At 41.4% G+C, this 12,712-nt stretch carries 15 protein-coding genes; 5 read left to right on the plus strand and 10 right to left on the minus strand.

Annotation, left to right across the window (positions count from 1 at the left end):
* Nucleotides 1–120 precede the first annotated feature (120 nt).
* Entirely contained in the window at nucleotides 121–1,245 is a 1,125-nt protein-coding gene (locus M2408_RS25075) for an MBL fold metallo-hydrolase (RefSeq protein WP_259187304.1), read from the plus strand.
* On the opposite strand, the gene M2408_RS25080 is transcribed toward M2408_RS25075, so the two are convergent.
* Genes M2408_RS25080 through M2408_RS25095 form a run of 4 tightly spaced genes read right to left on the minus strand, consistent with a single transcriptional unit; the run spans nucleotide 1,246 to nucleotide 4,786 of the window.
* Nucleotides 1,246–2,061 carry an AraC family transcriptional regulator gene (locus M2408_RS25080; protein WP_259187306.1) on the minus strand — a complete coding sequence of 272 codons (816 nt, stop codon included), beginning with the start codon at nucleotides 2,059–2,061 and terminating at the stop codon, nucleotides 1,246–1,248.
* A gap of 27 nt (nucleotides 2,062–2,088) precedes the next feature.
* Nucleotides 2,089–2,673 carry a Crp/Fnr family transcriptional regulator gene (locus tag M2408_RS25085; RefSeq protein WP_259187307.1) on the minus strand — a complete coding sequence of 195 codons (585 nt, stop codon included), beginning with the start codon at nucleotides 2,671–2,673 and terminating at the stop codon, nucleotides 2,089–2,091.
* A gap of 15 nt (nucleotides 2,674–2,688) precedes the next feature.
* Nucleotides 2,689–3,399, minus strand: a complete 711-nt coding sequence (locus M2408_RS25090) for a response regulator transcription factor (protein WP_259187308.1) — start codon at nucleotides 3,397–3,399, stop codon at nucleotides 2,689–2,691.
* Nucleotides 3,368–4,786: a sensor histidine kinase KdpD gene (locus M2408_RS25095; RefSeq protein WP_259187309.1), complete on the minus strand. Its 1,419-nt coding sequence runs from the start codon at nucleotides 4,784–4,786 to the stop codon at nucleotides 3,368–3,370. Before M2408_RS25095 ends, M2408_RS25090 begins: the two co-directional genes overlap by 32 nt.
* A gap of 130 nt (nucleotides 4,787–4,916) precedes the next feature.
* On the opposite strand from M2408_RS25095, the gene M2408_RS25100 reads away from it, so the two are divergent.
* Entirely contained in the window at nucleotides 4,917–6,326 is a 1,410-nt protein-coding gene (locus M2408_RS25100) for an alpha-L-fucosidase (protein ID WP_259187310.1), read from the plus strand.
* A gap of 179 nt (nucleotides 6,327–6,505) precedes the next feature.
* Here M2408_RS25100 and M2408_RS25105 read toward each other — a convergent pair whose 3' ends face one another.
* On the minus strand, nucleotides 6,506–6,718 hold the full coding sequence (locus M2408_RS25105) for a hypothetical protein (RefSeq protein ID WP_259187311.1): 213 nt from the start codon (nucleotides 6,716–6,718) through the stop codon (nucleotides 6,506–6,508).
* Nucleotides 6,719–6,810: 92 nt separating this feature from the next.
* Here M2408_RS25105 and M2408_RS25110 point away from each other — a divergent pair, with 92 nt between their 5' ends.
* Nucleotides 6,811–7,662, plus strand: coding sequence for an SDR family NAD(P)-dependent oxidoreductase (locus M2408_RS25110; RefSeq protein WP_259187312.1), 852 nt, complete (start codon nucleotides 6,811–6,813; stop codon nucleotides 7,660–7,662).
* A 69-nt stretch (nucleotides 7,663–7,731) separates the two neighbouring features.
* Nucleotides 7,732–8,646 carry an AraC family transcriptional regulator gene (locus M2408_RS25115; protein ID WP_259187313.1) on the plus strand — a complete coding sequence of 305 codons (915 nt, stop codon included), beginning with the start codon at nucleotides 7,732–7,734 and terminating at the stop codon, nucleotides 8,644–8,646.
* A 110-nt stretch (nucleotides 8,647–8,756) separates the two neighbouring features.
* Here the strand turns inward: M2408_RS25115 and M2408_RS25120 are convergent, their stop codons facing one another.
* From M2408_RS25120 to M2408_RS25140, 5 genes are all read right to left on the minus strand, one after another.
* Nucleotides 8,757–9,284, minus strand: coding sequence for a hypothetical protein (locus tag M2408_RS25120; RefSeq protein WP_259187314.1), 528 nt, complete (start codon nucleotides 9,282–9,284; stop codon nucleotides 8,757–8,759).
* A gap of 108 nt (nucleotides 9,285–9,392) precedes the next feature.
* Entirely contained in the window at nucleotides 9,393–9,794 is a 402-nt protein-coding gene (locus M2408_RS25125) for a hypothetical protein (protein WP_259187315.1), read from the minus strand.
* A 196-nt stretch (nucleotides 9,795–9,990) separates the two neighbouring features.
* Nucleotides 9,991–10,536, minus strand: coding sequence for a hypothetical protein (locus tag M2408_RS25130; RefSeq protein WP_259187316.1), 546 nt, complete (start codon nucleotides 10,534–10,536; stop codon nucleotides 9,991–9,993).
* A gap of 18 nt (nucleotides 10,537–10,554) precedes the next feature.
* Nucleotides 10,555–11,007: a hypothetical protein gene (locus M2408_RS25135; protein WP_259187317.1), complete on the minus strand. Its 453-nt coding sequence runs from the start codon at nucleotides 11,005–11,007 to the stop codon at nucleotides 10,555–10,557.
* A gap of 167 nt (nucleotides 11,008–11,174) precedes the next feature.
* Nucleotides 11,175–11,738: a DUF4468 domain-containing protein gene (locus M2408_RS25140; RefSeq protein ID WP_259187318.1), complete on the minus strand. Its 564-nt coding sequence runs from the start codon at nucleotides 11,736–11,738 to the stop codon at nucleotides 11,175–11,177.
* 312 nt (nucleotides 11,739–12,050) lie between these two features.
* Between M2408_RS25140 and M2408_RS25145 the strand changes: the two genes are divergently transcribed.
* On the plus strand, nucleotides 12,051–12,686 hold the full coding sequence (locus tag M2408_RS25145) for a helix-turn-helix domain-containing protein (RefSeq protein WP_259187319.1): 636 nt from the start codon (nucleotides 12,051–12,053) through the stop codon (nucleotides 12,684–12,686).
* The last annotated feature ends 26 nt before the right edge of the window (nucleotides 12,687–12,712 follow it).

A 12,712-nucleotide genomic window follows, 5' to 3' on the forward strand; every position in this document is an offset into this window, starting at 1 on the left:
CGAACAATGTAGTATGCCCATATGGAGGATCATGAGCCGTACAGAACATAAAAATTGAGCTTTACACAAAAACAATAGATGGCTCAGCTACCTATTTTTGTATTGTAAAAACAAGTAAAGATGAAAACAAAGCACAAAGCCGCAGGCTTCTTCCGATTTTTGAAATGGTCAGCCCTAACGCTTGTTGTTCTCATCGGCTTAATCACTAGCTATATGATGCATCCCCAATTTGGCAAGAGGCCCTCAGGTGAAAGACTTAAACGTATCCAACAATCGAAGCAATTCAAGGATGGAAAATTTCGTAACAGCAGCCCAACACCACAGCTGACACAAAGCTGGACGGTAGCCCTTTCCGATTATTTCTTCAAAAAATCAGGCGAGACTAGCCCCAAACATAAGATACCTTCGGTTCCAGTCAATTGGGATAGTCTTTTTACCAGATCCCATGGTTTGGTTTGGCTGGGGCATTCCTCCTATCTGCTGCGTGCAGACGGAAAAACTATCCTTGTCGATCCCGTACTAAGCGGCAGCATATCGCCTATATCGGGCAGTGGCAAAGCCTTTGCGGGCACTGATGTAACAACAGCGGATGCGCTTCCAGCCATCGATTACCTATTTATTTCCCATGATCATTACGATCATATGGATTACAAAACGCTCAAAGCACTGCAACCCCGAGTCGGCAAAATAATCGTCGGACTTGGTGTGGGTGAACATCTGGAATATTGGGGCTACCGCAACGATCAGATTATCGAAAAAGATTGGTGGGATCAGGTGGATCTAGGAAATGGATTTCATGTAACGGTCACACCGGCACGACACTTTTCCGGTCGAAGCATTTGGTCAGCCAATACACTTTGGGCCTCATATGTCTTGGAGACGCCGAGCCTGAAACTGTATCTAGGTGGTGACAGTGGTTATGACAGCCATTTTAAAGAAATCGGCGATAAACTGGGCCCATTTGATTTGGCCATACTCGAAAATGGACAATATGACCTGAGTTGGAAATACATCCACATGATGCCCGAAGAAGTGGTACAGGCGGCAAAAGATTTACAGGCAGCAAAATTATTACCCGTACACTCCTCCAAATTTGTCCTTGCCAATCATGCCTGGTACGAACCCTTGGAGCGTATTTCCAAAGAAGCATCCATACAGCAACAAACCTTACTTACCCCACGCATCGGTGAAGTGGTTGATCTGGATGCCCCCCACAACAGCCCCAACTACTGGTGGAAAAACTGATTAAACGATGGAATTAATTGTCGCTGGCGTTATTCCAAATTTCTCTTTAAAGGAAGCGTAAAAATGAGAGAGGTTTTCAAACCCAAGATCAAGATAAATATCCACGGGTCTTTTCCGCTTATTCTCAATCAGAAAATAGGCTTCGGAAAGACGTTTCTCCTGTAGCCATTTCCGGGGCGAAGTGCGGAATATTTTTTCAAAATCACGTTTAAAACTCGCCAGGCTACGACCGGATAATTTGGCAAAATTCTCCAAAGGAACATTATACTTATAATTTTTTAGCATAAATTCCTCCAGGTCAATCTTAAAGGGTTCGGAGAAATCAAATAGCAAATTTTTTAACGAGGGATATCTTTCCAATAGTAAAGTGATCAATTCGTATATTTTGATAGTCTCCATTTGCGGGCTGACTCGATCTGAAGCTTCCGCATAGGGTGCCAGCGACTCAAAATAACTTTTGATAAAAGCATCACCTTCCAGAAGGATATTGGTATCTGTCGATTGCTTTCTATCCGAAGAGAGCTGATGATCCAATGCATACTTCTTGAGCCGGTCGGTGTGGAGCAAGATTGCGATAGACTGATAGTCCGTATTTTTCGATGGGTATTTGAATGCCTTTGCCAATTGATTTCTTCGGGCAACCAATAGCTGGCCTTCCTTTGTCACCAGCTTTCCCTTTTCATGATCAAAATGTGTTTCCCCGGATAGCTGGAACATCACCACATGTTCGGGAATAAACTGTTCATGACCAAAAGCCTTATCTACGTAACAAGAATACAAAAAGGCCTTTCCAAAATCTTTTTCTTCGATACTCATAATCACTTTTCTTTGATAGGTTGACAACTACTTTCTCGCGGCGAGCCGCTTGCGGATAATACTGACAAATTCGGGCGAAACACCGAGGTAAGACGCAATATAATATTGCGGTACCCGCTGTGATATCGTGGGGTATAAGTCGATAAATTCAAGATAGCGTTCAGCGGCAGGCTTGGCCATGGTATGGATCAGCCTATTTTGTAGCACGGCAAGCCGACGCTGTACCAACATACGAAAGACACGTTCAAATTTCGGTATTGTCTCCAGTAGTTTCTCTTTAGTCTCAGGTGTCAGCATCAAAAATTCACATTCTTCCAATGTTTCCATATAGAGGCTCGATGGTGTATGATAATGGAAGGAAGCGATATCACTGATCCACCAGTCTTCGACCGCAAAGGCCAAAGTCACCTCAAAACCATTTTCGTCAAGATAATAAATACGTACACAACCTTTCTGAAGATATCCTTCAAACTGGCAGATCTCCCCCTCTTGCAGAAGCATCGTTTTCTTGGGTTCTTTCCGTATGGTCAGCAGATCGGTGAACCGTTCAGTTTCCTCATCTGTCAAGGTTATACACTTTGATACATTTTTGAGGATATTTTCGTATAGCATAGCAATTCGTTAACCTTAATTATTTTCGTGTAAAATATAACCCGCACCATAGATACTTTCAATATGAAGTTTATTATCGAGCTGAAGCAATTTACGGATACGCGAGATAAAAACCTCCAGGCTTTTACCATTAAAAAAATCCGTGTTTCCCCAAAATAATAATAAGAGATCCTTCTTGTTGACCAATACGTTTTTATGAAGAATCAGATGATGCAGCAATTCCGCTTCGCGGACGGTCAACTTTTGCGCTTTGCCCTGCTTATCAGTCAAGCTATGGCGCTCCATATCCAGCGATAACTGACCGATCTGTAGCATACGCTCGGACGCTATTTCGGGAGCTGAGACCATAGCCAATAAGTTCCGGATTTTAAGCAATATTTCATCCATGTCAAAGGGTTTGGCGATATAATCAACCGCACCCAACGAGAGTCCTTTTAGACGTGATGTACGCTCATGCAGGGCTGTCAAAAAGAAAATCGGCTGCCCGGCTCTAAGCTGCAAGATCTCCCGGGCCAGATCGAAACCATTTCCATCCGGTAATTGCACGTCGATAATCACCAATTTGGCTATATACTCCCGAAGGGTTTCCCATCCTCCTTTCGCGGTACATTCCCATTTCACGGTAAATCCCTTGTAACGGAGATAGCGCGAGAAAACCTCGCCCAGATCGGGTTCATCTTCGATCAAAAGAATATCAATCCTGTTTTTTGCTATTGAAAGGCCCATTGTCCATGTAAATATAAAAAATAGTACCGCCACTTAGGCTATTTTCGATGCGAATTGTCCATCCCAACCGATCCAAACAAGATTTCACATAGTATAATCCCAATCCGAGTCCTGGCTTGCCAACCGAAGACTGTCCACGATAGAATGCCGTAAATAACGTATCCTTGTCCGAAGAGGCAATTCCTCGCCCATTATCCTCAACTTTGAGGCAATACTGTTCAGCTTTCTGTTCCCAGCTCAATCGAATAGTCTTGCATGGGTGGTCATTAAATTTGATGGCATTTGAAATCAGATTGTCCAATATAGAGAAATAATACCCTTCGTCCAGCCGTATGAGCAAATCCTGTCCAAGTGGGATATAATCAATTTCCATCTCCCCTTGATAACGAAGACACAATTCATCCAGGATCTCCGTTGTCAATAAGTCGATAGGGGCCTGTATAATTTTAGCCTGCTGTTCTTGTAACGCAACAGATCCCATTACCTGCTCAAAATAATCGCGGAGCTTTTTCGCCTGTCGTTCCACAATCCGTCCCAATTGCACCACCTCTTTATTGTCCAGATTAGTGTCCCTATCGATCAGGCTATGTGCACTGACCAGGATTGTTGTCAAAGGAGTATTAAATTCATGCCGCATGTGGTTTAAGAAACTCGTTTTCAGATCGGCCAGCTTACGTTGGTTGACCCAGTTTTTGTATGTTCGAAAACTCAGCAGTACGATAACAGCAATACAGGTCAAGGAAAGCAAAAATACGGGTGCCATTTGCCGGATGATCCGCCAGTTCCGGTTCTCATAATCCACATAGAGACTATAGGTAAATCGATAAGGTATGGGCTCCTTATCACTGACCGCCAGCTGGAATACCCGATTGTTGAGCGAGGTCTTCCTGAGCGAGCCACTGATAGTTCCTGCTCGATTGTCGCCGGAGCTTTCATAAAAAGTCATCCATATGCTGTCTTTTACGTTGTAAAGTTCCAACTTATCGAAATGGAACAAGTAAATGAGTGCAGGATCGAGCTTTTGTTGCTGTACGATTTGCCCAAAGATGCTGTCCAAGGACTGTTTCGTACGCATAGCTTTGAGAAATAATTCCATTCGGGTCTCACCATACTGTACTGCATCGGGCGACTTATCGGTCACTTTCTTGAACCAGGTATTCAGGTAAGGTACCAGTTCCGTCTGGAATAAGGCATCTCCTCCCGGAAAGATCTTGTCATCCATAATGACTGTACCATAGGCATTCTGGACCAAATTGAGCTGTCCAATCTGATAGTTCTTGTCTTCGAGCTGATAGGTCTTAAATATCAGAAAGCCGATCAATACAGCCAGAATTAGGAAGCTGGTACCAAATGCCCAAGGGTATATATTTCTATCGGCGCTGTTCATCTGTTAAAAATAGCATCTATTTATCTATTCGGAATAGCTATTAACCTTTTATTAGGCATTTGTTAGGTTTCCGTTAAGCAAAGTATAATCTCTTGCATCGTATCTTTATCAGATAACAAATTAGCAAATTATGTCCAAAATTTTACAGACCTTACTTTACGGCTTATGTTACCTATTGCTGAGCAATATCGTATGTGCACAGTCAAATTTCTCGAAGAAAGTACTTGAACAGAGCCAGCTTGATTTTGTCAATCTGGGGTTCGGAATGTTTATTCATTACGGCATGCCGACCTTTATGGAGCAAGATTGGTCCGATCCCAATGCCCCTTTGGGGCTATTCAAATCACCGAAGCTCAATGCCGACCAATGGGCCAAGGCAGCCAAATCGGCCAATATGACCTATGGCTGTCTAACGACCAAACATCATAGCGGTTTTCCGATCTGGAACACAAAAACCACCGATTACAATGTCATGAACACCCCATTGCACCGCGATGTAGTCAAGGAATTTACAGAAGCCTTCCGTAAAAATGGTCTGCGAGTCATGCTCTATTATTCCATCCTAGACATACATCAGGGGATACGTCCACATACCATCACCAAAGCTCACATCCAGTTGATCAAAGATCAGCTGACCGAATTGTTGACGCAATACGGTGAGATAGATGCTTTGGTAATCGACGGCTGGGATGCTCCCTGGTCACGGATCTCGTATGATGACGTTCCTTTTGACGACATCTATTATCTGGTCAAGTCCCTACAGCCCAAGTGCCTATTGATGGATCTCAATTCAGCAAAATATCCTGGGGATGCGCTATTTTACACAGATATCAAATCTTACGAACAGGGAGCGGGACAGTTTATCTCCAAAGAACATAATAAGTTGCCGGCAATGGCCTGTTTACCGCTACAACAGAGCTGGTTCTGGAAAACATCATTTACTACGACGCCGGTAAAAGATGTGAAGGAACTCGTAGAGAAATTCGTCATTCCCTACAACGATGCCTATTGTAACTTTATGCTCAATGTAGCACCCAACAGTGACGGTCTGATGGATCAAAATGCTTTGGATGCGCTAAAAACCATTGGAGCACTTTACAAGAAAACACCCAACTACAAAGCATTGCCAAGTTACCAGGCACCGATTGTAGATCATAACCTCGCAAGACAGATTCCTTCTAATAGCAGTTGGGGAGAAGATATGAGTATTATGGATTTCGCCAATGATGACAATTTCGGTAGCGCATGGGTATCCAATCCGTCTACCAAAGGAGAGATCTGGTATGAATTGGATTTCGAACGCAGCAAAAACTTCAACAGTATTGTCATTACCGAAGGCAAGGACAATCCCTCCACTTATAGTCTGAGTTATTTGAAAGATGGTAAATGGTATCCCCTTGCGGCAAGTCCGGTAATACAGGGGCGTATCAAGATCTTTCGCTTTGAAGAAGTATTGGGGCAAAAATTACGCTTGAGTATCCGACCTGAAAAAGAGCGTGTGGTCCTGAATGAGGTCGGTGTTTATCAGGAGCGGCGATAGTTTTTTTTCGATACAAGTGCTATGGAACCAGCTTCCAGGGCCTTCGCATCATCCCGATGGAAACCTGCGCCCAGTAGGAACGTCATCCTGAGCAAGCGTCGGAAGCGCTAAGCCTTCCATGTAAAAAAAGGGTTCGAAATAAATTCGAACCCTTTTTTATCGTTTTACCATCCGGGATTCTACCCTAACTTGTTATTTAAAACAAGCGCCGAAGACGGAATTGGGTAAAAATATTGTTTATCGTCCTCATACCATATCCTACTCATGGTCTTACCCCACTCCAAGTGGTTGTCAGCAGTCATTGTCTGGGAGTTTTTAGCTCCTCCCACTTTGACTTTGGTAACCCCCTGGGCGTTAGTTTCAGGTTTATTACCGTCAAATAGATTACCCACGATTTGACTACAAGATCGATCGATTTGACTACATCCAAAAAACACCAAATCATCAACTTTGTAATATCAAATTATCTAAAACAGAAAAATACATGAAATCACAAAAAGTATGGTTTGTCACTGGTGCCTCTAAAGGGCTTGGGCTAACCTTAGTAAGAGAATTGCTCGCCCAGGATTATCTTGTTGTGGCGACTTCACGAACAAAACAAACACTGGAAGATAAAATTGGCGATCATGAAAATTTTCTACCCCTTGAAGTTGACATCACCAACGATGCAGATGTCAACCGGGCGGTGCTCTCGGCCATTGACTATTTCGGTAGGATCGATGTTCTCGTTAACAATGCTGGATATGGGCAAACAGGTGCGCTAGAGGAACTCAGTGATCTGGAGACACGACGCAACTATGATGTTAATGTCTTTGGCTCGCTCAATTTCATCCGTCATATTACACCCTATCTCCGGCGCCAACAATCCGGACATATTTTCAATATTGCGTCCATCGGCGGCCTGGTGGGTAATTTTCCGGCATTCGGAATATACTGCTCCACTAAATTTGCTGTCGCTGGTTTTACGGAAGCTCTGGCGGTCGAAATGCAGCCTTTTGGAGTGCATACAACACTGGTCTATCCGGGCTATTTCAGGACCGAATTTCTATCTGAAAATTCCATCCATACCGCAGCAAATCCAATAGCAGACTATATCTCGGCTAGGGAAACCGAAGCCGCACATCTACAGCAGATTCACGGCAATCAAGCCAATGATCCACAAAGAGCAGCCATGTTATTGATCGAGCTGAGTACAATGTCCAATCCCCCATTTCATTTTCTGATGGGTGAAGATGCTTATGAACTCGCTAAAAATAAAATCAATGCGTTGACTGCTGAGATTGAAAAATGGAAAAGCTATACGGTATCCACGGGTTTTGAGCGATCCGTTAAATAGCACTTTAAAGCCTACGGTATCGAAGAACACCTCGTAATAACAAAGGATAAAATACGTAAATTTACAATTATGGAGAATACATTTCGCTTTCATTCCCTTTCGGAGTTCCATAGCTTTTGCGGACTGCCCAAACCTGAACACCCATTAATCAGTTTGGTTGACTATAGTCAGGTACACTACCCTATCAATGACACAAAATTAAATTGGATCCAGCACTTTTATTCGATCGGATTAAAGCGAAATGTAAACGCCAAATTTAATTATGGACAACAGCAGTATGACTTTGACTCAGGGGTACTGACCTTTGTGTCGCCCTTACAATTTCTAAAGGTCGAGATCAATCAGGAGATCCGTACCGAGCCTAGTGGCTGGATTCTCTTGATACATCCTGATTTTTTGTGGAACAGCGAATTGGCAAAGCATATCCATACGTACGATTTTTTTCAATATGAAGTCAACGAGGCCCTTTTTCTTTCGGATAAGGAAGAAGCTACTATCGTGGATATTCTTCAAAACATCGAAAAAGAGTATCAGTCTAATATCGACAAATTCAGTCGCGAACTGATTCTCAAGCAGATCGAACGGCTGCTGATCTATGCCGAGCGTTTTTACGAGCGTCAGTTTATCACACGAAAAAAATCAACCCAAGAACTTGTCACACGATTTGAGCAACTCCTTTCAACACAGTTTGACCGGGACAAATTGCAGGAGCACGGTGTTCCAACGGTCAGTTTTCTGGCGCAGCAGCTCAACTTATCCCCCAATTATCTGGGCAGCGTCCTCCGAGTCTACACGCAACAAAGTACGCAGCAGCATATCCAACATAAAATGATTGAATATGCCAAAGTTCGTCTGAGCACCAGCTCCATGTCAATCAGCGAAATTGCTTACGAACTTGGATTTGAGCATCCACAATCTTTCAGCAAGGTATTTAAGAAAACTACGCAACAGAGTCCTGTTGAATTTAGGCAGCTGTTTCATTAAATATCCTCTCAAAAAAACAAGTTCATGCGCATCCATAAGTTTTACTTTAACTTTTTCTCAGCCTAAGTATACTTAAATCCTTACGGCAAAAAGCGACACTAACCGCTGTTCTATTGACCCGAATAATACCCTTTCACGCCAATTCCTATTGTCCAGAAGAATTTAGATTTTTCCAGGTCTTCGAGTAACATATCCACATTATCTTCATACTCACCCTCAGCCTTTATTGCTTCGATGTCTTCCTGGATATCCTCTTCGGTCATCTGTCGCCAGACACCAACTGAACTATTCAGAAAGGTATAGCAGTATCCCGCTTCGGAATCATCTACGGGGCCACTGTTCTTTTCACTCAGGATATTGAGCAATTCCTCGGCCTCCACCTTAAAAGGGTTCAGCCCATAGATGCTGATCTCCGTTTTTTCCGGAAATGGTCCGTTAATACTTTCGATAAATTCGAGTTGCCCACGATCATTGAAGTCCAGCCTCAATTCGAGTTCATCATAATAATACTGGCCATCCAGTGCCTCCGAAGGCGGTCCAAGAATAGCTTGCACCTCCATCTGCCCTGCGCCCAAAGCCACTGACCCTATATTCTCAATATCAATCCCTACAAGCGGGATAAGTTCGATCTTTTTCATAACTATTAACCTCGTTTGCATTTATATCGTATAGAACATAAACTATTATACTAAAGTTAGGAAAAAAGTAAAGAACAGACCAAAACACAATCAAGATTACGATTCGTTTCATTTTTTCTCTTCGTAAAACTTCTGAATTTTCTTTAGATAGGCGATCGATTTAGGAGGAGAAATACTATCACCAAACTCCTCATACACGCTATAAATGGCATTTTTTTCACCAAGTTCATAAGCCTTGAGCAGATAAAATAATGCTTGATTTCTTGATATACTATCCTTACCTGCAAGCTCAATGCCATCTATCGTACCCTCCCAAGTAAGCATATCATATAGGTTCATGTAAGCTTCTGGACATTGATGTTTATTCGCCATCAATAGCGCATAATAATATAATTCAGGTATTTTTAAGACCAGCTGATAATTAATAGACACTTCATTGTAAGCCTTAAAATCGCCCTCATTAATAGCTTTACGCCAAAGTGAATCAGCCTCCCTTTTAGGTAAGTCCAAATCTTTCCAAGGTTGATCAATGCTCGCTATTTGTTTTTGTTCAACATTATGATTGGCAGCTCACGAAAAACAAACCAAAAAGAACTATAAGCAACGATAGTATATCAATCTCTGTTTTTTTCATAATCAACATACTTCAATTTATTATTTACCACTACATCTGACAAACGCATTAGTTCTCTAAAATTTTATCCCCTTAATTAACATTCCCCTTGTGATCATTGAACATCACTTTCTTCACATAATCACTTTTTCCACTAGCCATAAAAACTGCGGAATCCTGTGATATATAATTACGAAAAAAGGAAAGCAATTGCGGGCTGGCTTCATAGACCAAATAATTTAACCTTACGGTTTTGTTATCTGGGTTCAAACACAATTGACATAATGATTTTTCATGATCGAAAAACTCGACATCCAGATTTGAACAATAATTATGTTTGTGTAGGATATCATCCATTTCGGGCTTGTATCGTTTTAATTTGGACATTTCATCCAGGAGGCTATACCATTTTGCTAGCTGAACTGTATCATTTTCTGCAACAAAAAATGCAGTGGAATCATGCCTATAGGAATCGCTCAAGTATCTTTCCTCACCATACTGTTCATCGACGATTTCTCGATTAAACAAAATCCGCAATTCCTTTTTCCGCTTCTTTTTCTTAGGTCCACAAGAAAACAATAACAAAGCAGAAAAAGATATCGCATAAAAAAATAAAAATGTAATTAGATTACTCTTCATAAAAGAAAAAAAGTTTCATCAATACCCAAATCGTTTGGTTTTAAAAGGGTTAAATTCATTCGGTATTTCATCAGAAATAATTGAAAAGAGGTCACCAAAATCAGATGAATACATTTTCGTATCATAGTAAAGGGAATCATTTAGAAAAATCTGCGCTCTACTATAGCCTTGGGCACTCTCAATTTTCGGCTCTTTGAATTCCCCTAATTTTTTCAAAAAGATATCACCATTTTTCAACATAAATTCAATGCTATCGGTCATTGTCGCAGGCTTAAAGTGATTAGCATCTAAGTCGTAGAGTCTTCCCGCTCTCGCCTTCGCATTTCCGGTCTCATCAAATTTTAGACTAATATATCCAAACCCTATGGTATAAATAACATGGCATACCTCAGATTGCGCCTGTTTTGAGCGACAGCTAAGGACAAAGATTACAATACACACAACAAGAAATAGCCATATACCTTTTATCATATTTCTGTTTTGAAATGATTAATTATTTCTAATAAGATAACTAACGTAATATTATTCCATAATTAAATTAGCAAAAATATCCAACAATCTGAGGGAATAAATCCGCCTGCAAAAAAAAAGCCTCCATCCGGAGGCTCTCTCATTATATATTATTTGGTGGTTTTTTTCTACCAATTGTCATTGGACTTGCTATCGTTGATGCTCTTTGAGAATTCATTGATATACTTATTGATGAATACATCTAATCCCTCCTGTAAACTCTTCCTAGCTACTTTGCCACTGCTCCCATACAGCGCATTTTTTGACATAAAGTTGTTTCGGCCATTCAGTGGATATTCGATTCCACCAGGCGAGACAAAGTATTTGTAATTAGGCGTAAACCTGATTTTCCCATCCTTGAAGTCCAAGGTAATTTTATAATAAAAATCATAGTACGTTTTAGCGGCCAGATATGTAGTGTAGACAGCTTTCTGCTCCATGGCATCTATCACGATCTGCTCACCTTCGATTTTCGTCGTAACTTTCTCAGGATTATTATAATATGAATTCACATATTTTAGCACCGCTTTATAGAGATCATTCTGTGATCTATCGCCAAAATTCAACACAACATAGTTTTTGGACTCATCGCTAGCATCTACAAAATCCTTCGGTGTTATTTTCATTGATTGCGCCTGCACAAATGCTGCAACGATACAAAACAATAAAACGGCAAAAAACTTCTTACTCATAACTTCTAGTCCTTTTCTCCATTTAAGATTAACTATATTAATATATATTGCTATGCCAACAGATATTATGCCAAAATCGTTAATTGGCATTTAAATAATCATTTTAATCTTTATCTTTTAAGATAAATGAACCAATCGGTAAGGGATACGCTCTTTAAGCTATTGATGATGTTATCCTCGACCGCGAGACTTCGCAATCTCGTTTTCAGTAGATCCACCCGATCCTCCGAGGAGTCAGACAAGTTGCGGAAAACTCAAAATATGGTTATATTTAGCTGGCTGTAGTGCCTATTCCAACTGCGATCAACAATAATGGATAAAGGAAAGCAAACTTTTGATCTAGCTAGTATAAGACTGGAGAAAGGACTGACACAACAAGAACTGGCGGACCAGTCTGGTCTTACCAGCCGCACCATTCAACGTATAGAGAAAGGTGAAGTGATTCCCTATGGCGATTCTGTCCGGAAACTTGCGCAGGCACTGGGGCTTTCTGTGGCGGAACTTTATTCCTCCTCCGTAAATATACAGCCGGCAGATACTCTCCAAACCACTACAACGATCGAAACAACCGACACGATAGAAACCACGGTAGCTGTAGAGACCAATATTTTGAGCTACTTCCATTTTATGCCACTAGCTGGAGTTATATTTCCATTTTGCAATCTATTGCTTCCGCTATTTCTTTGGATCAATTACAGAGACCGGAATCGCTTATATGACTATCATGGTCGAATATCCATCAACTTCCAGTTGACCATGAGTCTCCTGCTAATGCTGTTGATTATGTTGCTCGTATTCTATTTTCCTGTAGGCTTCGCGTTGCTCACAATTGTATATCTCTATACCTTAACCAGCTGCATTATCAACGGCATCCGTGCACTCAGCAACAAGCTCCCCCGATACCCAGTCGCTATTCCATTTTTAAAGCTTCCATCCCGCTATTTTTAGGTTTTTATGTCTTTCATGCGACATGT

The organism is Sphingobacterium sp. BIGb0165 (assembly GCF_024810095.1).
Classification (GTDB): Bacteria; Bacteroidota; Bacteroidia; order Sphingobacteriales; family Sphingobacteriaceae; genus Sphingobacterium; species Sphingobacterium detergens.

Coding starts and splice junctions, on each gene's coding strand:
- M2408_RS25075 (WP_259187304.1), top strand. CDS start 121: ATGAAAACAAAGCACAAAGCCGCAGGCTTCTTCCGATTTTTGAAATGG.
- M2408_RS25080 (WP_259187306.1), bottom strand. CDS start 2,061: ATGAGTATCGAAGAAAAAGATTTTGGAAAGGCCTTTTTGTATTCTTGT.
- M2408_RS25085 (WP_259187307.1), bottom strand. CDS start 2,673: ATGCTATACGAAAATATCCTCAAAAATGTATCAAAGTGTATAACCTTG.
- M2408_RS25090 (WP_259187308.1), bottom strand. CDS start 3,399: ATGGGCCTTTCAATAGCAAAAAACAGGATTGATATTCTTTTGATCGAA.
- M2408_RS25095 (WP_259187309.1), bottom strand. CDS start 4,786: ATGAACAGCGCCGATAGAAATATATACCCTTGGGCATTTGGTACCAGC.
- M2408_RS25100 (WP_259187310.1), top strand. CDS start 4,917: ATGTCCAAAATTTTACAGACCTTACTTTACGGCTTATGTTACCTATTG.
- M2408_RS25110 (WP_259187312.1), top strand. CDS start 6,811: ATGAAATCACAAAAAGTATGGTTTGTCACTGGTGCCTCTAAAGGGCTT.
- M2408_RS25115 (WP_259187313.1), top strand. CDS start 7,732: ATGGAGAATACATTTCGCTTTCATTCCCTTTCGGAGTTCCATAGCTTT.
- M2408_RS25120 (WP_259187314.1), bottom strand. CDS start 9,284: ATGAAAAAGATCGAACTTATCCCGCTTGTAGGGATTGATATTGAGAAT.
- M2408_RS25130 (WP_259187316.1), bottom strand. CDS start 10,536: ATGAAGAGTAATCTAATTACATTTTTATTTTTTTATGCGATATCTTTT.
- M2408_RS25135 (WP_259187317.1), bottom strand. CDS start 11,007: ATGATAAAAGGTATATGGCTATTTCTTGTTGTGTGTATTGTAATCTTT.
- M2408_RS25140 (WP_259187318.1), bottom strand. CDS start 11,738: ATGAGTAAGAAGTTTTTTGCCGTTTTATTGTTTTGTATCGTTGCAGCA.
- M2408_RS25145 (WP_259187319.1), top strand. CDS start 12,051: ATGGATAAAGGAAAGCAAACTTTTGATCTAGCTAGTATAAGACTGGAG.